The sequence below is a fragment of the Longimicrobium sp. genome (assembly GCA_036389795.1).
Classification (GTDB): domain Bacteria; phylum Gemmatimonadota; class Gemmatimonadetes; order Longimicrobiales; family Longimicrobiaceae; genus Longimicrobium.
In genome coordinates, this window is sequence record DASVWD010000243.1 from 1 (window position 1) to 20737 (window position 20737).

Consider the following 20737-nt stretch of genomic DNA (forward strand, 5'->3'; position numbering starts at 1 on the left):
GCGGCCCAGGCTCCACTCCCGCCAGTCCGCCGGGGCGTCGTCCCAGCGCTTCAGCAGCCGGTCGGTGGCCAGGCAGCGGTCCGCCGGCGCCAGCTTCGGCAGCGCCGCCAGGAGCGCGGGGACGGCGTCGGCGCTCAGGGACGCGGCGTAGCGCGCGTCGAACGGCACCTCCGCGCTCATCCGCCGGGCGTTCACCCGCACGATCAGCGCGTCGGGGTTCACCGCGTGCAGCACCACCAGCGCCTCCAGCCCCGCCGCCAGCGCGCCGAAGGCGAAGCGCTCGCGCCGCCCCCGGAGCACCGTCCACGCGAACCAGCCGAAGACCGCCGCCAGCCAGACCATGAACGCCGTGGTGTACAGCCGCAGCTCGGTGAGCCCGTACGCCGCCTGGTACAGCCGCATCCGGTGCAGCGCCGAGGCGATCATCACGAACACCAGCGCCGTCATCGCGGCCGCCAGCACGCGGAAGGCGCGCTCGTGCCGCGGGCTCTCCCTGCGCAGCAGCCAGTGCGAGCCCAGCAGCAGCGGCAGCACCATCCCCGCCACCGCGCACAGTTCGAAGAAGCCCCGCCGCGCGTACTCGGCGTACGTCGTGGTCCCCGGCTGCTCGATCAGCCCCGTCCCGCCGAAGAAATAGGGGAGCTGCACCACCACGAAGGCCAGGAAGAGCAGGTCCAGCGACCCCAGCACCGTCCCCAGCTCCACGATCCCCAGCGACGGCCGCGGCGGGCGGAGCTCCTCCGAAGGCCGCGCGATCGGCTCGCCGGGGAGCACCAGCGCGCGCAGCACCCCGCCCGCCAGCCAGGCGAAGCAGAGCGCCAGCAGCACGTGCGAGAAGGCGAGCGGCAGGTCCAGGTCGAACCCGCCCAGCAGCCGCTCGAAGCGCGCGTCCGCCGCCGACAGCAGCGCCCCGAAGACCAGGAGCAGCGGGATCGCCAGCGCCAGCCCGCGCGCCACGGCCAGGGCGTGGCGGCTCCACCCCTCGCGCGGCACCTCGCGCCACTTCACGTCCTTCGTGAGCAGCAGGAGCGAGCCGAAGGTGGCCTCGGCGAAGGAGGTCAGCAGCCCGCCCACGTACGCCGCCAGCCCGCCCAGGCGGATCGTCCCCCCGCGCGCGCGGTGCACGGCCAGGCCTAAGATCAGCAGCAGCGCGGTGAGGTCGAGCGCCTTGAGGGTGGGCGAGTCGCGCCAGGCGATCAGCACGGCCACCGCGAGCGCCAGCGGCATCCACCCGCGCACGCGGTCGTCCGTCTCCGCCCAGTCCTGCAGCCCCACGGCGGCGGCGACGAGCGCCACGGTCCACAGCGCCAGGTTGAGCCCCCACGGCGTGGGCCGGAGCAGCGCGTCGCCCAGCGCGCCCAGCGCCAGCGCCGCGCCGGCCACCCCCAGCGCGCGGCGCGTCGGCGGGCTCATCGGCAGGCGCGCGGCCGTCGGCGCCTCGAGGTTCGCGGGGAGGGTCGATTCGATCTCCATCTCCATCACCCTTTGTAGTTCAGCTCGCCGACGTGCCGTAGAGCACCCGGTCCAGGAGCCGCGCGCGGACCGGTCCGTGAGCGACGGTGGACCGCGTGGCCGGCTCGACGTCGGGGAACGAGCCGCGGCCGAAGAAGACGTGGTGCGCGAGCGGGGGAAGCAGGCGCAGCGCGGCGCAGGCGGCCTCCGCCAGCGCGGGCGAGCGCACCGCCGACAGGGCGTGCCGCATGGCGATGCGGGTGGCGAAGTGCCGCCGGAAGCGCTCGCCGTCGTACGGCTCCAGCGCCGTCGTGTCGCCGCCCGCCAGGTAGTCCGCCGTGACGCGCGCGGCCAGCGCCGAGAGCCGCAGGCAGGGGTCCAGCCCGCCCGCCGTGAGGGGCGACACCGCCCCCGCCGCGTCGCCCACCAGCAGCCCGCGCGGGGAGGCGATGCGCCGCAGCACCCCGCCGACCGGGATCCGTCCGCCGCGCCGCTCGTCCGCCCGGCGGCCGGCGAGCCCGAAGCGCGGCGCCACGCGCGCCAGGAAGCGGCCCAGCGCCTCCACCGGGCGGAAGCGGCCCGCGTACCCGCCGGTGCCCACGTGCACCTCCTCGCCGTCGCTCACCACCCAGGCCAGGTAGCCGGGGGCCAGCACGGGGTCCAGCCAGCAGTGGAAGGCGGGCGGCCCGTCGGCGCGCACGCCGCGGAAGACGTCTTCCACGCCCACGATCCACTCGCGGTTCTCGTCGAGCCCCAGGGCGCCCGCCACCCGCGACACGGCGCCGTCCGCGCCCACCAGGAAGCGTGCCCGCACCGTGCGCCGCCCGCCCGCGCCTTCGAGCACGACGGACGACCCCGCGCCGTCCGGGCGGCTCTCGAGGTAGCGCGTGCGCGGCATCCACTCCACGCCGAGCGCGGCGCAGTCCTCCAGCATGCGGCGGTAGAGCGCGCCCATCCGTCCCACGCGGAACTCGTCGCGCGGGCTCTCGAGCGGCAGCGCCCGGCCGGCGGGGGAGTAGAGGACCACGCGGCGCACGGGCGGGCCCAGGCAGTCGTCCGGGAGGTCGAAGTCCTCCAGCGTGCGCCGGACGAAGATCCCCGTGGTGTGCACCGCCGCGTCGACCGAAGCCCTGTGATCGACCAGCAGCACCCGGAGCCCGCGCGCGGCCATCCCCCGCGCGCTCTCCAGCCCCGCCAGCCCGGCGCCCACCACCAGCACGTCGTGGTCGCTCACGAGCGGACTCCGGCGAGCGGCGCGTCGCGTAGGCGAAAGACGGTCTTCGCGTGCAGCAGGCTGCGCTCGTGCCCGATCAGCAGGCGGGTGACGGGGTCGGCCTCGGTGACCAGGAGCCCGGGGCTCCGCACCCCCGGCGGGACGTCGAAGACCAGCGTGGTCGTGTACGACTCCCCCGGCCGGAGCGGCGCGGCGAGCGGCGTCTGCCGCCCGGCCGACGCTTCCAGCGCGCGCAGCCCCTCCTCCGAGGGCGCGTAGCGGTTCCCCTCCGCGTCCACCAGGCGCACGTCGCGCGGGTTGGGCGTGAGTGGGCTGCCGCCGCGGCGGGAGGAAGTCGTCCCGGGGTCGAACCAGACCCTGAGCGTCACCACCTCCCAGGCGCCGCGCGAGGGCCGCGCGGCGCCGAGGGCGGCCTCCCGCCGCGCGCCGAGCACCGAGTAGGCCAGGTGGCAGTCGATCTCGCAGAAGTACTTGGCGTTCCCCGGCTCCACCACCCGCTCGCGGCTGGCCAGCGAGAAGCCGGTGAGCGCCGCCAGGTACGCCGCCGCGACCGCGCCCCCCGCGAGCAGCACCCGCCGCGCCGCGAACGAGCTGCGGCGGAGGAGCAGGATCACGAACGCCACGCCCGCCGCCCCCAGCAGCGCCGCGGTGCCCAGGAACGCCAGCACGGAAAGGATCGCGTTGCCGTGGAAGTTGAAGAGCGGTTGCATCGTACGGCCTCCTTCGGTTGATCGACCCCAAGTGCTTTAGTCCTTAGTGCTTAGTCCTTAGTGCTTGTACAAAGGCCGATGATCGCGCCGAAGCCCCACTAAGCACTAAGGACTAAGCACTAACACACTGCCGTTCACCCCGCCGCCGCCGCCGGCACCCGCCCGAAGCGGCGCTCGCGCCGGCGGAACTCCGCCACCGCCTCGCCGAGCGCGGCCGCGTCGAAGTCCGGCCACTGGCGCGGGGTGAAGTACAGCTCCGCGTAGGCGCACTCCCAGAGCAGGAAGTCGCTGAGGCGCTGCTCGCCCCCCGTGCGCACCAGCAGGTCCACGTCGGGCACGGGGAACGGGTCGCCGATCGCCTGGCCCAGCAGCGCGGCGAACTCCTCGCGGTCCGGCTCGCGGCCCCCGGCGAGGGACGCCGCGCGCGCGATGGCGTCGCGCGCCGAGTAGTCGATCGCCAGGCGCAGGTGCAGCCGCGCGCCGCCGGCGGTCGCCTCCTCGGCGCCCTCGATGGCGCGCACCAGCGTCTCCGACAGGCGGTCGCGCCGGCCCACCACGCCCAGGCGCACCCCGTTCTCCACCAGCCGCTGGGTCTCCGAGGCCAGGTAGCTGCGGAAGAGGCGCATCAGCGCCCCCACCTCGCGCGGCGGGCGGGCCCAGTTGTCGGAGCTGAACGCGTAGAGCGTGAGCGTGCCCACCCCCAGCCCGGGCGCCGCCTCCACCACCCGCCGCACCGCCTTCGCCCCCTCGCGGTGGCCGGCCACCCGCGGGAGCCCCCGCGCCACCGCCCAGCGGCCGTTGCCGTCCATGATCACGGCCAGGTGCAGCCCCGCGAACCCGCCCTTGCCCAAAGTGCTCTGCATCGTAAAGCCCCGGGTGAAAAAAATTTGGGTTTCTCCGCGTCAGCGCTCGCGCACCGCGTGGATGAGCGCCTCCATGTGGGCCAGGTACGCCTCCAGCGCGCGGCGCCCCGGCTCGGTCAGCCGGAACTCCGTGCGGGGGACGCGCCCCTCGAACTTCTTGGTGCACTCCACGTAGCCCGCCTCCTCCAGCTTGCGGGCGTGCACGCTCAGGTTGCCGTCGGTGAGCCCCAGCATGTCCTTCAGCTCGTTGAAGGCGAGCGACTGGTTCACCGCCAGCGCGCTCACGATCCCCAGCCGCACCCGCTCGTGGATGAGCCGGTCCAGCTCGGGGGCGCCCGCCTCGGCGCCGCCGGGAACGCTGCGCAGCGGCTCCGCCGCGCTCTGGCGCGCGGCCCGCCTGGCCTCAGCCACCGTACCTCCTCGCGATCAGGGTCCCGAACACCACGTGCAGCCCCCCGAACCCGGCCGCCATCAGCGCGTCGCCCCACTCCGGCGGGGCGAAGAGCGTGGCGCCGCCCAGCAGCATGAAGCTGAGTCCCATCACCGGCACCACCTTCACCGAGAACGAGCCCGCCGCCACGATCCCCACCCCGAAGAGCAGCAGCCACATCCCCGGGAGCAGGTGCGGCATCCCCGCCCGGAAGAGCACCGCCGTGAGCACCGCGCCCGCCACCAGCGGCGGGAACAGGCTCAGCGCGAACTTACGCCCCGGGCCGGAGCGCAGCGGCATCCCCATGGCGCGCGCCTTCATGGCCGTGGTCACCAGCCCGATCAGCCCGGCCACCACGGCCGCCACCGCCCAGGTGGCCAGCCAGTTGTGGGGCGACTCCTGCCGCGAGGCCAGCCACGCCGCCAGGAAGCCGGTGACGCCGATCACCACCTGCCCCCACCCCGAGACGGCGGTGAAGCTCCCCGCGCGCTCCATGGTGTCGCGGATGAAGCGCAGGTTGTCCAGCGCGGCCGCGTGCAGCTCCAGGGGCGGCTCCTCGGGGGGCCTGCGGAAGGGGAGGATCTTCGCCATGGCTCGATACGATGCGCTGCTGGTGCCCGCGTGTCAAGTGCTTTACACAGTAAAGCAGGTTTCGTGCCTGCCCGGTGCGCCGCCGAGAGCGTCCTTTCGGCCCGTCCTTGGACGTTCCCGGTCGGCGACATAATATGTCCCCTTGTGCTTCACCGCTCACGCTCCGCGACTCATCCCCTCGTTCGATCCCGGAGGAGATCATGCGCCGATGGCACCCGCTGGCCGCGTCTCTGGCGGCGCTGGCCCTCACCGCCGCGCTCTCCGCGCCCGGCGCCGCCCGGCGGCAGTCGTGCGACCGCTCGCAGGTCTTCCGTCGCGACATGCTGGACAACTTCCGGACGCCGGGGGCCCGCACCCAGCCGAGCTCCGAGCTCCGGGCCTACCTGGCAGGCATCAAGACGGGGTCCCGGGAGAACCAGGGCTACGACAACGGCGCCGCCGGCACGGGCTTCGGCGACTCGTTCACGCTCGGCGCCGAACCGGTCTGCTCGGTCCTGGTGGAGATCGCCGTCCGCAAGGCGCCGCAGGGCCTCGCCGGCACCGGCTGGAGCGGCGACGAGGTCCGGGTGGGCCGCGCTCCCTTCGCCGCGGAAGGGCAGATCCTGTACCGGGACAGCCTCTGGGCGGGCCCGAACGCCGAGCGCTCCGCGCGGACGCTGCACATCCCGCTCGCGTCCGACTCGCTGGCACTGGCGGGCGTGAACGCCTTCCTGGAGGCGCACGGCGGGGTGCTCGACGTGGCGGTGGGAGGCCACAGCAACGTGGATTACGTCGCCGTCTACGTCACGCGCAGGCTGCCGGCCGAGCCTCGCCCGTAGGCCGTCCGCCGCCGCCCGTCAGCGCCGCATGCCGGCCGACACCAGCACGCCCGACGACGGGCTGAAGTCCGTGTACCCGGCCACGAGCTCCGCGCGGACGAACCAGCGTCCCGTCGTGCGGAAGCCCAGCCGTACCTCGCCCAGCGACTCGTTGCCGCGGATCTCCTCGTGCGCCGTCCCCACCTGCTGGCCGAGGACGGCGAGCGAGGGGACCACCGGCCCGGCGTCCAGCTCCGCGCACAGGGCGTAGACCAGCAGGTCGTCCTGCTCGAACTCCGGGTCGCGCGTCCCGAAGATCCCCACCCCCGCCTCCGCCGCCAGCGACGCCCTCCCCCGCGCCGCCCGCGCGCCCACGGTGGCGAAGAAGTCGGTGGCGTCGCGGTCCAGCCCCACCCGGTTGTCCGTGGTCGGCAGCCGCGCCCCGAAGCGCAGGATCGCGGCGACCGGCGCTCCCTCCCCGGTCAGCCGCACCGCCGTCGCCACGCGGTAGTCCCCCGAGTCGCTTCGGTCGCCGTCGTCCGCCGGCTGCACGAACGGCTCCGGGGGCGCGAAGCTCCGCTCCTCGTCGAAGAAGCGCCGCACCGTCCCGCCCGCTTCCAGGACCACGCGCCCCGTCCGCCAGAACGCGCGGAAGCTCCCCGCCTCCACCAGCGTCCCCTCCGTCCCCGCCAGCGACGCCCGTTGCCCGCGCAGCCACCCCCCGCCGGCCTCTACCTGCACGCTCCTTCCCGCCTCCAGCATCCCCCATTCGAACGGCTCCAGCGGTCGGAGCTGCGCGGCGAGTGGAAGCGCCGTGAGTGAAAAGATCGGAGCAAGAAGAAGCAGGCGTAACGAACGGAACCGAAGAGCGCGAGGCGAGATCAAGCGCCCTCCGTCGAAAGTTGTTGCTCAATCGTTATAAACAGCCGCTCGCAGTGAGACGCCCGGTCGCGCACCTTGCCTGGGTCCAGCCGCTCAAGGATTTGTGGGGCGTGCCGGATCTTGTCGTATTTCCCTTTCTGTGTTCTGCGCGTCGCATTCTCAAGCGATGGAGCTAAGTCTACCTTGGGAATTTCTTCTACCTTTTCACGTCCCGGGAGCGCACCGGCCTGGAACCCTTGGCCGTAGTACTTTCGGAGCGCATCGATATCCGCCAGGAACCAGGCCTCCATGGCCTGGGTCATTAGATGGCACTGTTCGTCAGCCACTGCTGATAGATCCCATGCATCGCCTTTTGGCGCGGAGAGATGCTCCCGAGGTGTCTTGATGACGGGCCACTCCGCGTCTACAAGCAGGATGTTCAGTGCTTTCGGGTGGGTACGCAGGGCGAATTGGAAAGCGTCATACGTGCTGGATCGCGAGCCGCACAGCACGATTTCCCATCGGCATTTGCGGCGCCTGGCGTTCTCTTCGAGTCCCGCTAAGAAACCACGAAATCCTCTTCGTAGCTCTGGGGCACCTTCGATGTAGAGGCGGATCTCCCTCACCACCGCGTTCCCCCGATCTCGCCCATCCGCCAGAGCTCACCCAAGGAGTATCGGTTTAGCCATTCAACCAATGCGTCACGATCGAGCCGCCGTAGTTGGGTGCCGTCGCTGCTCGGTTCGCAGACGACAATTGCTTCCGGAGCGTCCGCCAGTGCCGAAACTAGAGCCTCGGAGTGGGTGGTGACGACGAGTTGCGTACGTTTGGATGCCTCCCGGAGCAACTCCGCGATCGTGGGAAGAATATCCGGATGCAACCCGAGCTCCGGCTCCTCAAAGCAGACGAGCGGCGGCGGAGATGGATGCAGCAGAATCGTCAGAAGGCTCAGGTATCGCAGCGTGCCGTCCGAAAGCCGAGATGCGGGGACAAAATCGTCCCGTCCTTCGTCAATGTAGAGTTCCACCGTCCCACCCTGAATTCTCGTCCGTACCCGCTGTGCCGACTGGTAGAAGACGCGGAGGTACTCGATCAACCTTTCTTCCGTCTGGGACCGTTGCATCAGTTCGTGCAGCACAAGCACAAGATTGCTTGCATCCGGTAGAAGGAAATCGGTTGGGAGATCTGCCGGTTGGGGAGCCCGCACCCGGGCACGACGCCCAAACGTCCACTCTTGGATTACCGAGATCTCGTCAAAGCGCTCTGCAAGATAGGTCAGTTCAGGATATAGCTCTGGATCTTTGCGCTGTGAAAGGATGGATCGATCGGCGGCCAAATCTTTGAGAGGTATCTCGCGCTCGTAAGCATCACTCCATTCATCCCCTCCGGGCGCGCGTCGGTGGATCACGGCCTGTCCATCGCGGAGCGAATAAAAGACCTGCGGCAGCATCCCTTCATCTGTGAATACGAAAGAACGGTTGTAATCGATGGATTCCTCGACCACTCGTGGACGATGGCGGATCTGCGAAAAACCCAGAGCATAACGCAATGGATTGCTGAGACCGGGGTAGTCCACAAGCGCCTCTATTGATGCCACTGCATCAGAACCTCCGCCCTTCCAGATGTATTCCTCGACGCCGCCACCGCTGCGTAGCCAGGCCGGCAGATCCGACGCGGTGGCGCGCAGGACTGACAGCGCCTCAAGCAAGTTGGACTTTCCAGAGGCATTGGGACCAATCAGCACGTTCAGCGGCAGCAGATCGATCGAGGCACCTTCGCTCCCGTACGAGAGGAAGTTACGCAAGGTCAATCGCTGGATCAGTCGCTTGCCTTCCATGCTGCAACCGGGTCACAGGGCTGAATCGAGGAGCGGGAGAAATCTCGTTGGAAGATGCTGCGAGCCCGTGCACCTGGCAATTACATATTGCGTGCGGGGTTCTCCTGCCGCACCCACCGCTCCAGGTTCGGCAGCACCGAGCAGGCGCGCGTGAGCACCTCGTCGGGGTAGCCGAGGGCGCGCTTGATGGCGACGTCGCGCTGCAGCGGGTTCTTCTCGCTCTCCAGCGAGCGCACCCGCCGCGCCCCCAGCTCGCGCACGTAGTAGAAGGAGTTGGTGGGGACGGGGAAGTCGCTGCCGTGCAGCGTGCGCCCCACCAGCAGCGGGTCCCGCGCGAACTTCGGCAGGTGCGGGAAGCGCGACAGGTTGCTGATCCCCGAGTTGTCCACCCACAGCCGCGGGAACTCGCCCATCCACTCCTTGAGCAGCGGCACCTGGTCCTCGTCGCGGGCGTAGAGCACGGGCGCGGCCGTGTGGGCCACGATCACCGTCACCCCCTCGCGCAGCGGGCGCTCCAGCAGGCGCAGGTCCTTGAGCCGCGCGTCCACCTGCGCGAAGGTGTTCTCGCTCCCGCCCGAGTGCACCAGCAGCGGGATCCCCGTCTCCGCCAGCCGCCGGTAGAACCACCCGTGCGCCGGGTCCGCCGGGTCGATGCGCTGCGTGGCCGGGAGCCACTTGATCAGCACCGCCCCGCCCTCCACGCACTCCTCCAGCCGCTCGCGCGCGTCCTTCCGGTGCGGATTGACCGACGGTCCGGGGAGCAGCTCCGGGTGTCGGCGGCAGGCCTCGAAGACGAACGACGGGGGGACGATCATCTGCGAGAGCGCCCGGTCCAGCTCGCCGCGCCCGTCGTACACGCCGTCGAACCCGAGCGCCACCGCGAAGTCCACCTCGCTGGCGCGCACCCGCCGCGCGAGCCCCGCCGCCCACTCCGCGTCGAAGCTGCTCTCCAGCTGCGCGGCCGTCACCCCCAGCATCCAGCGCAGCACCCGGAAGGTGAGCCGCTTGCGGAGCGCGTCCGACGTCCAGCAGCCGGACGCCTCCGTGCCCACCCCCGCCAGGTGCGCGTGCACGTCGATCCGCGCCGGCCGGCGGATCCCCCCCGTCACGCCGGCACCGCCCGGCGCGCCGCCATCCACCCCGCCGCCGCCTCCACCGCCTCCGACGCCAGCAGCGTGCTCCAGTGCGACCCCCCCGCGATCCGCAGCAGCTCCGCGTGGGGGAGCCGCGCCGCCAGCCGCTCGCCCTGCGCCAGGGGCACCAGCCGGTCGCGCGTGCCGTAGACCAGCAGCACCGGCGCGCGCACCTCCGGCGCCCGGCGCTCCAGGTCCAGCCGCGCCAGCAGCGACTGCACGGCGGCCACGTAGCCGAACGGGCCCCCCGCCGGCCCCGTGCGCCGGAACGGGTAGGCGCCCCGCCTCACCGGGCCGAAGGCGGGGACCAGCCCCCACAGCCCGTAGTGCTCGCGCTGCGCCAGCGTCGCCGGCCGCAGGAAGTTGCGCAGCTCCGCCAGCGCGGCCCCCGTGTCGATGGTGAGGAAGGTCGGCGCGGAGACCACGACGGCGCCGGACGCGTGGGGGACGGCGCCCGCGGCCAGCGCGTGCAGCACCAGCGACCCGCCGAAGCTGTGCCCCTGCAGGAGGAGGGGAAGCTCCGGCCGCCCCCGCTCCGCCTCGGCCACCGCGGCGGGGAGCGCCGTCTCCACGGCGGGGACGGAGAAGGTCGTGGTGCTCGCGGTGCCGTGGCCGTCCACGTCGAAGGCGAAGACCTCGAAGCCCTGGCGGAGGAGCGCCTTGAAGAGCGCGACCTGCGGGAAGAGCGCGTCGTTCCCCGCCCCGTGCGCTGCGACGACGCGGCCGCGCGGGTCGGGCGGGACCAGGCGGAAGCCCGAGACCTCGCCGCCCGCCTCGGGGCGCGCGTAGCGGACCGTCTCCAGCCGCGCCCCGGCCGCCGCCAGCCAGCGCTCCAGCCGTCGCGCGAGAGCCGTCATCGCCCCCCGGGCGCGGCGGCGGCCTGGTCGCGGTCGCCCGACATCCACCCGCGCTGCTCGGCGTCCGCGGGGGCGCCGCTGCCCATCGCCTCCGCCTCCACCGCGTCGCGCCGGCTGGCGTGCTCCTGCCGCGGCGCGCCGATCGGCAGCCCCGGCGGCGCCAGGTCGGGGCCCACCTCGCCGGTGATCAGGCGGGCGCCGCGCTGCCAGGTGAGGTAGCTCCACGCCCACTGGATCATCACCACCAGGCGGTTGCGGAAGCCGATCAGGAAGAAGATGTGGATGAAGAGCCAGGCCAGCCACGCGATGAACCCGCTGAACCGCACCCCCGCCGACTCCACGATCGCGGCGCTGCGGCCGATCGTCGCCATGCTCCCCTTGTCGCGGTAGCGGAAGGGGCGCCGCCGCCGGCCCACGATCGTGGCGACGATGTTCTTCGCCGCGTGGGCGCCCTGCTGGTTGGCGACGGGTGCCACCCCGGGGAGCGGCTTCCCCTTCTCGTCGCCGAGCAGCGCCAGGTCGCCGATCACGAAGATCTCCGGGTGCCCGGGGATGGAGAGGTCGGGCTCCACCTTCACGCGGCCCACGCGGTCCGTCTCCACCCCCAGCTTCTTCCCCAGCGGCGACGCGGTCACCCCGGCCGCCCAGACGACGTTGCGCGTGCGGAGGCACTCGTCGCCGATCATCACCCCCTCCGCGGCGATGCCGGTGACCACCGCGCCGGTGCGCACCTCCACCCCGATCTCCTCCAGCGCGCGCTTCGCGTAGGCCGAGAGCTCCTCGTGGTAGGCGGGGAGGATGCGGGGGCCGCCCTCCACCAGCACGATGCGCGAGGCGCCGGGGTCGATGTGGCGGAAGTCGCGCGTCATGGAGTGGCGGGCGATCTCGGCCATGGCGCCGGCCATCTCCACCCCCGTGGGCCCGGCGCCCACCACCACGAAGGTGAGCAGCGCGCGCCGCTCGGCGGGGTCCTCCTCCTGCTCGGCGGCCTCGAAGGCCAGCAGGAAGCGGCGGCGGATCTCGGTGGCGTCCTCGAGCGTCTTGAGCCCCGGCGCCAGCGGCTCCCACTCGGGGTGGCCGAAGTAGGCGTGCGTGGCCCCGGTGGCGATCACCAGGTAGTCGTAGTCGAGCCGCTTCCCGTCGGCGAACACGACCTGCCGCCGCTCGCGGTCCACGTCGGTCACCTCGGCCATCAGCACCTCGGCGTTGCGCTGCCGGCGCAAGACGTTGCGGATCGGCGCCGAGATGTCGGCGGGGGAGAGGGCGGCGGTGGCCACCTGGTAGAGGAGGGGCTGGAAGACGTGGTGGTTGCGCCGGTCGACCAGCGTGAGCGTCACCGGCGCCCGCCGCAGCGCCCGCGCCGCCGCCAGCCCCCCGAACCCGCCCCCGACGATCACCACGTGGGGAACCCGCAAGATCCTGGTCGCCATCGAGCCTCCCGTTCCCGAGCCGCCGCACCCCGGCGGCTCGTCATCAAGATACCGCCGGGGAGGGAGACACGAAAATGAGGGGGAGGGGAGAGAGGGGCTGTCGGGCGGCTGAAGCCGCGGCAACAACTGCAGGAAGCCTGCTGCGCAGGCTGCGGGGCGAGGTTCCGTTCTCCTGCGCCAAGTTCGACCTGAACGAAGCGAGTACCATCCAACCATATCGCGCCGTCTCGCCGCTCTGGAGCACTCAACGAACGGAAGAATCGCGCGATCGAAGTTGAAGCCTCGCGTAGTTTGCGAGGCTTTCTGCAGTTGTTGCCGCGGCTTCAGCCGCCCGGCAACCCCCGGGACCCCCTCTACACCCCCTCCTGGTGCGACGGCGGCCGCCCGCCCGGCGGGGGGCCGCCGGCCATCCCGCCCGGGAGCGTGCCGCCGCGCAGCTCCGGGCGCGGGGTCTCGCGGCCCGCGCCCAGGCCGTCGCCGCCGCGGGGGGCCAGGGCGCCCTCCAGGCGGGCCACCTTGCCGTTCAGGCGGCCCACCAGGATGCGGGTGGCGCGCAGGTCGTGGTTCGACTCGATCAGCATCAGCGCCAGGTCGGCCGCGCCCCACAGCAGCCCCGCGAACACGATGATGCGCGTGGCCTCCACCAGCAGCGTGGGGATCGCCGAGTTCCCCTCGCGGATCAGCCCCAGCACGATCTCGCCGATCAGGAGCAGCACCAGCAGCACCGCCAGCAGCTTGAAGAGCCGCGCGATGTAGCGCAGCCCCTCGTGCGGCTCCAGGTCCTCGTCGCGCACGTCCATGTCGGGCGGCAGGTCGACGCGCTCCAGCTCGTGCCGCCGCTCGTCGCGCCGCTCCGCCTCTTTCGCATCCAGCGCCATGCCGTCCCCCTTCCGTCGTCCGGATCTCTCGGCGCGCCGCCGCTACCAGCGGGCGCGGAACCCCCGCGTGTCGATGTGCACCATCCCCTGGTGCCCGCCCGTGGGGGGGTAGTAGTGCATCCCGCCCACCAGGTTCGGGTACTTCCGCTCCACCCGGTCCACCGCCGCGCCGATCACGCGGGCGTCGGCCAGGTTGATGCGCCCGTCGCCGTTCAGGTCGTCCATGATCCCGTTGCGGTCGTTGTCGACCGCGATGTCCATGGCGTCGCCGTACATGTGCCGCGAGAGCTGCCCGCGCCCCGCGGTGGTCCCCCCGTGCGCGTTGTACCAGGGGGTGCGGAAGCCGCTCACCGCGAAGATGTTCTCCACCGGGTGCCCCATCCGCTCCAGCTCCTGGATCACCAGCTCCACCTTGTCCAGGATGCGCGGGTTGACCGCCACGTACTTGGGCCAGACGTTCTCCTGCCCCTTGGTGATGAAGTCCTTGAGCTGGATGTGCTCCGAGAGCCACATGTCCTTGTTCTCGGGCGTCACCTGGATGAGCCCCTTGGGCGGCCGGTAGACCGGCTTGGGCGCGCCGCCCTGCTCGTACGGCCAGTTGCCGATGTTGAAGCGGCCGATCCGCCCGCCGCGCTTGGCCGAGAGCGGCACCAGGGTGATCACGCTCACCTCCGACGCCGGCCGCACCGCGTCGGCCATCTTGAGCACCAGGTTCCAGATCCCCGGCTCGGGGGCTCCGTCCGACGCCGGCACGGTCGCGCCCGCGGTTCCCTCCGCGGGCTGCAGCACCACCGCCGCCCCCGGCGGCAGGCTGTCGGCCGAGCCCGGGAGGCCGATCTCCTCGCCGGGCTGCACGATGCGCACGTTCACCGCGCCGCTCTGCCCGCGGACGTCCGCCTCGAAGTCGCGGGCGAAGGCCTGGACGAACTGGTCGACCAGGAACGCGGGCTCGGGGGCCGCGTCGCGGGCCAGGGGGCTGCGCACCAGCTGCGTGCTGATGCGCGCCACCGACGGGTGGTCCGCCGCCAGGGCGACGCGGTCGGCCAGGAAGATCGAGTACAGCCACCCGGTCAGGAAGACGGCCACCAGGAGCGTGGCCACCCGGTTGAAGTTCCTCTCCTGCCGGGGGGAGAGCCCCGCCTTCTCCCAGCGCGAGCGCGGCTCGCGGACCAGCGGAAACAGGTAGTGGTCTTCGACGTATTCCATAGACCCGCCCGCTGATTCAATCCGCGTGCCGCGGCGGCGGGCGCCCCCCGGCGCGGCGATCCTTGCATGCGTTTGCCGGGACTGGAGATACGACGCATTCCCGCGTTTTTCCCTGGGCTTCCGCCTCCGCGCCGTGACCGACGCCACGACCGAACCCGCCGCCGCGCCGCCCGGGCGGGACGCCACCGTCTCGTTCGAGGCGGCGAACGTGATCGCCCTCCTCTTCCTCCCCCTGGCGGCCGCGCCGGTGGCGGCCCACGCGGCGCTCTGGGGCCGCGCCTCGCTCCTGGCGGGGCTGGGCGACCTCTTCCCCTGGGCGTTCCTCCCCGCCTTCCTGGCCAGCATCGTGGCGCACGAGGCGCTGCACGCGGCCGGCTTCCTGCTGCTGGGGCGCGCCCCGCGCCGGGCCATCCGCTTCGGGCTGGACCGCGCGACCCTCTCGCCGTTCGCGGGGTGCCGCGTTCCGCTGCGCGCCGGGGCCTACCGCGCGGCGGTGCTCCTCCCCGCCCTGGTGCTGGGGGCGGGGCCGGCCGCGTGGGGACTGTGGAGGGGAGCGGGATGGGCGACGCTGTGGGGCGCCTTCATGCTGCTGTGCGCCGGCGGCGACTTCGCCGTGCTCTGGGCCATGCGCCGCGTCCCGGCCCGCGCCCGCGTGCTCGACCACCCCGAGCGCGTGGGGTGCCAGGTGGTGGAGGAGTGATCCCGGTTCAAGGTCCTTCTCAGGGCCAGGCCGGAGATCAAGCGAGTGATACCTGGGAGGAGAAGCCGATGCGGATCACTTCGAAGGGACAGGTGACGATCCCGCTCGAGATCCGGGAGCGCTATGGACTGCTGCCGGACACCGAAGTCGAGCTCGAGCCCACCGCGGAGGGAGTCCTGATCCGCAAGACCGAGAGACCGCGACGGCGCGGCAGGTCTCTGATCGAGCACATGCGCGGGCGGGCGACGCGAAAGCTCTCGACGGACGAGATCATGACACTCACGCGGGGATAGCGAACGAGCGCCCACACCCGCTTTTCCGTACCTCGTACTCCGTACTTCCGTCCGCACTCCCTTGATATGAGCGGAGTTCACACGGAGATTGCTCCGTCTCGCCGGAAAACCACGCGACGGAAGGAACCGGAATGAACCGCATCGGGCGCAGGGTGGCGATCATCGAGGGGTGCCGCACCCCGTTCGCCAAGTCGGGGACGGACTTCAAGGACCTCTCCTCGGTCGAGCTGGGGAAGATGGCCGTGCGCGAGCTGGTCTCCCGCGCCGAGCTGGACGTGGAGCAGATCGACCACGTGGTCTACGGCACCGTGGTGCAGTCGGTGAAGGAGCCGAACATCGCCCGCGAGGTCACGCTGGGCTCCGGGATCCCGCCGCGGGTGCCCGCCTTCACCGTGGGCCGGGCGTGCGCGTCGTCCAACCAGGCGATCACCTCGGCGGCGGAGCAGATCGCGCTGGGGCTGGCCGACGTGGTGATCGCGGGGGGCGCCGAGAGCCTCACCGACATCCCCATCCTCTTCTCCCCCGAGATGCGCAACGCCCTGGTGCGCGCCTCCAAGGCCCGCTCGCTGGGCGAGAAGGTGAAGACGTTCGCCACGCTCCGGCCCAAACACCTGGCGCCGGTCACCCCGGCCATCGCCGAGCCCACCACGGGGCTCACCATGGGCGAGAGCGCCGAGAAGATGGCGCAGGAGAACGGGATCACCCGCGAGGAGCAGGACCGCTGGGCGCTGCGCTCGCACCAGCTGGCCGCCGCGGCCACCGCCGACGGGCGGCTCACCCGCGAGATCGTGCCGGCGTACCTGCCGCCCGGCTTCGAGAAGGTGGTCACCTCCGACAACGGGATCCGCGCCGACACCTCGCTGGAGAAGCTGGCGCAGCTCAAGCCCGTCTTCGACCGGCGCTACGGCACGGTGACCGCCGGCAACGCCTCGCCGCTCACCGACGGGGCCTCGGCGGTGCTGCTGATGAGCGAGGAGAAGGCGAAGGCGCTGGGGTACACGCCGCTCGGCTACATCCGCGGCTACGCCTACGCCTCGCTCTCGCCGGCCGACCAGCTCCTGCAGGGGCCGGTGTACGCGGCACCCGTGGCGCTGGAGCGCGCCGGGCTCACCATGAAGGACATCGACCTGCTGGAGATGCACGAGGCGTTCGCCGCGCAGGTGCTCTCCAACCTGCAGTGGTTCGACTCCGACAAGGTGGCGAAGGAGCGGCTGGGGCTCGACAAGGCGATCGGCATCCCCGACGAGGACCGCATCAACGTGATGGGCGGCTCCATCGCCATCGGCCACCCGTTCGGCGCCACCGGCGGCCGGGTGACGGTGACGCTGCTGAACGAGCTCAAGCGCCGCGGCGGGCAGTTCGGGATGATCAGCGTCTGCGCCGCCGGCGCCATGGGCTTCGTGATGATCGTCGAGCGGGAGTAACCCCACTCGTCGCGCCGCGAATCGAAAGGCTCCCTCGCCGCCGCGGGGGAGCCTTCTTCGTGTGCCTGGGAATCGTATGCCACGTCGCCGAGCACCGTTCTGGTCCAGACAGATCGAGGATTTCGGAGCCCTGCACCAGAACGATCCTTTGCAAAGCGGTATGGGCGGAGAACGACGACGGGGGTTCTCCGTTCACTCCGTTTCCTCCGCGTGAAGCTTTTCGCAGGCCGGCCGCGCCTTGCGCTCCGTCTTCCCCGCGCACAATTCCCATCCCTCGAAACGCGTTCCAACCATCGCGCCCGGGCCCCTGTCCAACGCAGTCGCCGAACGCGGAACGAACCACGCCGGAGCGACCACCCTGACCCAGGAACTGCAGGCAGTGCGCGGCAGCGACGCCATGCTGGCGGCGGCGGGAGACGCGCACGCATTCGCCCGGCTCTACCGCGACCACGCGGGGCGCATCCACACCCTGGCGCGCCGCATGGCCAGCGAGGACGAGGCCGACGAGCTCACCCAGGACGTGTTCGTGCGCGCCTGGGAGAAGCTGGGCACCTTCCGCGGCGAGTCGGCGTTCGGCACCTGGCTGCACCGGCTGGCCGTGAACCTGATCCTGGCCAGGCGGGCCGCGGCCGGGCGGCGGCGGAGCAGGGAGGCGGGCGACGAGGCGCTGGAGATCACGCCCGGCAGGAGCGCCCCGCCCGAGCTCAGGATGGACTTCGAGAAGGCGGTCGAGTGGCTCCCCGACGGCGCGCGGCACGTGTTCGTGCTGTTCGACGTGGAAGGGTACCGCCACGAGGAGATCGCCCAGATGCTGGGCATCAGCGTGGGGACTAGCAAATCGCAGCTCCACCGGGCCCGGATGATTTTGCGGGAGCACCTGACATGAGCGAAACACTGGACCGCCACGCCTGGGCCGACCGGCTCTCGGAGTACCTGGACGACGAGCTGCCGCCGCCCGAGCGCGCGGCGCTGGACGAGCACCTGCGCGAGTGCGCCGGCTGCCGGGCCGTGCTGGAAGACCTGCGGCGGGTGAGCGTCCGCGCGAAGGCCCTGCGCGACCGCGACCCGGACCAGAACCTCTGGCCCGAGATCGCCCGGCGCATCGGCCGGCCCGAGGCGGCGTGGGCCGTGGCGGGCGGGGGCGACGAGGGCGACGAGCTGGCCGCGCGGCGCCGCCGCAAGGTATGGGCGCCCTGGCTCGGCGCCGGGGCGGCGGCCGCCGCCGTGCTGGTGCTGGGGATCGGCATCGGCCGCTTCACGGCGCCCGGCGACCCCGAGCTGCCCACCGCGCGCGTCGAGGCCCCCGCGCCGGGGACGCCGCTCACCTCCGACCCCTACCGCCTGGCCGCGGTGCAGCACCTGTCGCGCACCGAGGCGCTGCTCACCACGTTCCGCGCCGAGGCCGGGCGCGGCACCACCGACCCGGCGGTGGCCGGGTGGGCCGACGACCTCCTCACCCAGACCCGCCTGCTGCTCGACTCACCGGCGGCCGACGACCCCAGGCTGCGCGCGCTGCTGGAAGACCTGGAGCTGGTGCTCGCCCAGATCGCCCGGCTGCCGCGCCAGAACCCCGACACCGAGGTGGACCTCGCCGAGCGCGCCATTGAGCGGAGCCGCGTGCTCCCGCGCATGCGCACGCTGGTGCCGGCGGGCCCCGCTGCCCTTCAGGGAGAATCGTGATGCACATCCGAACCGTCGCGCGGGTCCTGCTGGCCGCCGCGCTCGCGGCCGCGCCGCTGGCCGCGCAGGGAAGGCAGGAGATCGTCCTGGCCGGGTGGGCCGCCGGGTCCGCGGTGCGCGAGTGGCCGCAGGACCCCGCCCACGAGCTGTACACGGAAGGGCGCGAGGCGCTCAACGACGACGACTACGCGCGCGCCGCCCGGCTCTTCCAGCGGGTGCGCCAGGATCATCCGCGCTCGAGGTACGTCCCCGACGCGCTGTACTGGGAGGCGTTCGCCCGCTACCGGATCGGCGGCAACGACCAGCTGCGCATGGCGCTGGGAGGGCTGGACGCGCTGCGCCGCGACCACCCCCGCGCCACCGCCCGGCGCGACGCCGACGAGCTGGCCACGCGCATCCGCGGCGAGCTGGCGCGCCGCGGCGACTCGCGCGCGGCCGAGCGGGTGACCCAGGGCGCCGAGCGCGCCGTGCAGGAGTGCGGCCGCGGGGGCGACGACGACACGAGGACCGCGGCGCTGAACGCGCTGCTGCAGATGGACGCCGACCAGGCGCTGCCGATCCTGCGCCGGGTGCTGGCGCGCCGCGACGCCTGCTCGGAGGAGCTGCGCAAGCACGCCGTGTTCCTGGTGGCGCAGAAGCGCAACGCCGACACCGAGAACCTGCTGCTGTCCATCGCCCGCGACGACCCGAGCTCCGAGGTGCGCGAGCAGGCGGTGTTCTGGCTCTCCCAGGTGGGCACCGAGCGCGCGGTGGACATCCTCGGCGAGATCCTGCGCTCCTCGCGCGACGCCGGGCTCCAGGAGAAAGCGGTGTTCGCCCTGTCGCAGCATCGGAGCCCCCGCGCGGCGCAGCTTCTCCGCCAGACCGCCGAGCAGGCGGGTCCGCGGTCCGTGCGCGAACAGGCGATCTTCTGGCTCGGGCAGCGGCGCTCGCAGGAGAACGCCGAGTACCTGCGCGGGCTCTTCCGCCGGCTGGACGACCGCGAGCTCAAGGACAAGGTGATCTTCTCGCTCTCGCAGATGCGCGGCGTCGGCAACGACCGCTGGCTGCTGGAGGTGGCGCGCGACGAGAGCCAGCCCGAGGAGGTGCGCAAGCAGGCGATCTTCTGGGCCTCGCAGGCGGGGGTGCCGCTCTCCGACGTGTCCGACCTGTACGACCGCGTGCGCGACCCCGAGGTGAAGGAGCAGATCATCTTCGCGCTCTCGCAGCGCGGGCGCGAGGCGGCGGCCATCGACAAGCTGATCCAGATCGCGAAGAGCGACCGCGACCCCAAGATGCGGGAGAAGGCCGTGTTCTGGCTGGGCCAGTCGCGCGACCCCCGCGCCACCCGCGCCATCCAGGAGATCATCGACCAATGAGAACCAGGCGAATCGGCATGGCCGCCCTGGCGGGAGGGCTCCTGGCCCTCCCCTCCGCCGGGTGCGCCGAGGCCCAGGGAGCCAGCCAGGAGGCGATCGCGGCGCGGGTGCGGCGCGCGCCCGACGGCGAGGTGCGGATGCACTTCACCTCGCGCCCCGGGGTGTGCGGGAGCGTGGACGGCCACAACGTCTCCATCCAGGACCGCCGGCGCGGCGGCACCATCATGCACCGGGGCAACTGGTCGGACTACCGCGAAGACCGGGACTGCATCGAGGGCCCCACCCACGTGCGGATGCTGGTGCGCGGCGGCCGCGTGGCCGACGTGAGCACCCGGGTGGCGCACGACTGGCCCCGCGAGGGCGCCGGCCGGGTGACCGACCTGGGGCGGGTGGGCGCGCGCGAGGCGGCCGACTACCTGCTGGACCTGGCCGAGAGCTCGGACGACCGCGACGCGGGCAAGGAAGCGATCTTCCCGGCCACGCTGGCCGACAGCGTGGTGACCTGGCCGCGGCTGCTGCGCATCGCCCGGAGCGGCCAGGCGGGGCAGGAGGCGCGCAAGTCGGCGGTGTTCTGGCTCAGCCAGCAGGCGGGCGACCAGGTGACGCGGGGGATCTCGGACCTGGTGGACGACGACGACCAGGACCGCGAGGTGCGCGAGGCCGCCGTCTTCGCGCTCTCGCAGCGCCCGCGCGACGAGTCGGTGCCGGCACTCATCCACATCGCCCGCACGCACCGCGACCCGCACATCCGGAAGACGGCGCTCTTCTGGCTGGGGCAGAGCCGCGATCCACGGGCGATCGAGCTGTTCGAGGAGATCCTGTCGCAGTAGGGGACAGGGAACAGGGTACAGGGGACAGCCGTCAAGGACTGGACGAGAAGCCCCTCCTCCGGTGGTAATCGGGGGAGGGGCTTCGTCGTGCATCCCCAAAAGGAAAAGCCTCACACGGAGTCAACGGAGTCAACGGAGAAACGGCGGGGTTTTCCTCCGTTAACTCCGTTGAC

The 20737-nt window shown here is 72.2% G+C and carries 22 protein-coding genes; 8 read left to right on the forward strand and 14 right to left on the reverse strand.

The features are described from left to right. From VF746_28595 to VF746_28620, 6 genes are all read right to left on the reverse strand, one after another. The coding region (locus VF746_28595; GenBank protein ID HEX8696412.1) for a DUF4173 domain-containing protein at positions 1-1473 on the reverse strand (1473 nt) is incomplete at its 3' end. Between the two features lie 19 nt (positions 1474-1492). After that, entirely contained in the window at positions 1493-2686 is a 1194-nt protein-coding gene (locus VF746_28600) for an NAD(P)/FAD-dependent oxidoreductase (GenBank protein ID HEX8696413.1), read from the reverse strand. After that, entirely contained in the window at positions 2683-3396 is a 714-nt protein-coding gene (locus tag VF746_28605) for a hypothetical protein (GenBank protein HEX8696414.1), read from the reverse strand. Before VF746_28605 ends, VF746_28600 begins: the two co-directional genes overlap by 4 nt. 134 nt (positions 3397-3530) lie before the next feature. Further along, the gene (locus VF746_28610) at positions 3531-4259 is read right to left on the reverse strand and encodes a di-trans,poly-cis-decaprenylcistransferase (GenBank protein ID HEX8696415.1); all 729 of its coding nucleotides are present in this window, start codon (positions 4257-4259) and stop codon (positions 3531-3533) included. Between the two features lie 39 nt (positions 4260-4298). Continuing rightward, positions 4299-4670 (reverse strand): transcriptional regulator, encoded by a 372-nt coding sequence (locus VF746_28615; GenBank protein HEX8696416.1) that lies wholly within the window; start codon positions 4668-4670, stop codon positions 4299-4301. Next, positions 4663-5280: a hypothetical protein gene (locus VF746_28620; GenBank protein ID HEX8696417.1), complete on the reverse strand. Its 618-nt coding sequence runs from the start codon at positions 5278-5280 to the stop codon at positions 4663-4665. The genes VF746_28615 and VF746_28620 overlap by 8 nt, the downstream gene beginning before the upstream one ends. A gap of 200 nt (positions 5281-5480) precedes the next feature. On the opposite strand from VF746_28620, the gene VF746_28625 reads away from it, so the two are divergent. Then, complete coding sequence (locus tag VF746_28625) at positions 5481-6098, forward strand: hypothetical protein (GenBank protein HEX8696418.1); 618 nt, start codon at positions 5481-5483, stop codon at positions 6096-6098. Between the two features lie 18 nt (positions 6099-6116). Here the strand turns inward: VF746_28625 and VF746_28630 are convergent, their stop codons facing one another. From VF746_28630 to VF746_28665, 8 genes are all read right to left on the reverse strand, one after another. Further along, positions 6117-6839: a hypothetical protein gene (locus tag VF746_28630; protein ID HEX8696419.1), complete on the reverse strand. Its 723-nt coding sequence runs from the start codon at positions 6837-6839 to the stop codon at positions 6117-6119. A gap of 119 nt (positions 6840-6958) precedes the next feature. Continuing rightward, entirely contained in the window at positions 6959-7564 is a 606-nt protein-coding gene (locus tag VF746_28635; GenBank protein HEX8696420.1) for a DUF4276 family protein, read from the reverse strand. Next, on the reverse strand, positions 7561-8775 hold the full coding sequence (locus tag VF746_28640) for an AAA family ATPase (protein HEX8696421.1): 1215 nt from the start codon (positions 8773-8775) through the stop codon (positions 7561-7563). Before VF746_28640 ends, VF746_28635 begins: the two co-directional genes overlap by 4 nt. Before the next feature lie 80 nt (positions 8776-8855). Beyond that, positions 8856-9884 carry an amidohydrolase family protein gene (locus VF746_28645; protein HEX8696422.1) on the reverse strand — a complete coding sequence of 343 codons (1029 nt, stop codon included), beginning with the start codon at positions 9882-9884 and terminating at the stop codon, positions 8856-8858. Next, positions 9881-10765: an alpha/beta fold hydrolase gene (locus tag VF746_28650; GenBank protein HEX8696423.1), complete on the reverse strand. Its 885-nt coding sequence runs from the start codon at positions 10763-10765 to the stop codon at positions 9881-9883. The genes VF746_28645 and VF746_28650 overlap by 4 nt, the downstream gene beginning before the upstream one ends. Then, positions 10762-12195, reverse strand: a complete 1434-nt coding sequence (locus VF746_28655; GenBank protein HEX8696424.1) for an NAD(P)/FAD-dependent oxidoreductase — start codon at positions 12193-12195, stop codon at positions 10762-10764. Before VF746_28655 ends, VF746_28650 begins: the two co-directional genes overlap by 4 nt. 353 nt (positions 12196-12548) lie before the next feature. Continuing rightward, positions 12549-13073: a hypothetical protein gene (locus VF746_28660; GenBank protein HEX8696425.1), complete on the reverse strand. Its 525-nt coding sequence runs from the start codon at positions 13071-13073 to the stop codon at positions 12549-12551. Positions 13074-13115: 42 nt separating this feature from the next. Next, a complete protein-coding gene (locus VF746_28665; protein ID HEX8696426.1) occupies positions 13116-14279 on the reverse strand; it encodes a hypothetical protein in 1164 nt (387 codons plus the stop codon). Positions 14280-14412: 133 nt separating this feature from the next. Here VF746_28665 and VF746_28670 point away from each other — a divergent pair, with 133 nt between their 5' ends. The 7 genes from VF746_28670 to VF746_28700 all read left to right on the forward strand — a co-directional run bounded on the left by VF746_28670 (position 14413) and on the right by VF746_28700 (position 20564). Next, the gene (locus VF746_28670) at positions 14413-14979 is read left to right on the forward strand and encodes a DUF3267 domain-containing protein (protein HEX8696427.1); all 567 of its coding nucleotides are present in this window, start codon (positions 14413-14415) and stop codon (positions 14977-14979) included. A 68-nt stretch (positions 14980-15047) separates the two neighbouring features. Further along, positions 15048-15272, forward strand: coding sequence for an AbrB/MazE/SpoVT family DNA-binding domain-containing protein (locus VF746_28675; protein HEX8696428.1), 225 nt, complete (start codon positions 15048-15050; stop codon positions 15270-15272). A 131-nt stretch (positions 15273-15403) separates the two neighbouring features. After that, positions 15404-16696, forward strand: a complete 1293-nt coding sequence (fadI, locus tag VF746_28680) for an acetyl-CoA C-acyltransferase FadI (protein HEX8696429.1) — start codon at positions 15404-15406, stop codon at positions 16694-16696. A 379-nt stretch (positions 16697-17075) separates the two neighbouring features. Continuing rightward, on the forward strand, positions 17076-17582 hold the full coding sequence (locus VF746_28685) for a sigma-70 family RNA polymerase sigma factor (GenBank protein ID HEX8696430.1): 507 nt from the start codon (positions 17076-17078) through the stop codon (positions 17580-17582). Beyond that, the gene (locus tag VF746_28690) at positions 17579-18376 is read left to right on the forward strand and encodes a zf-HC2 domain-containing protein (GenBank protein HEX8696431.1); all 798 of its coding nucleotides are present in this window, start codon (positions 17579-17581) and stop codon (positions 18374-18376) included. Before VF746_28685 ends, VF746_28690 begins: the two co-directional genes overlap by 4 nt. Continuing rightward, a complete protein-coding gene (locus VF746_28695) occupies positions 18376-19734 on the forward strand; it encodes a HEAT repeat domain-containing protein (protein ID HEX8696432.1) in 1359 nt (452 codons plus the stop codon). The genes VF746_28690 and VF746_28695 overlap by 1 nt, the downstream gene beginning before the upstream one ends. Then, on the forward strand, positions 19731-20564 hold the full coding sequence (locus VF746_28700) for a HEAT repeat domain-containing protein (protein HEX8696433.1): 834 nt from the start codon (positions 19731-19733) through the stop codon (positions 20562-20564). The genes VF746_28695 and VF746_28700 overlap by 4 nt, the downstream gene beginning before the upstream one ends. Positions 20565-20737 lie beyond the last annotated feature (173 nt).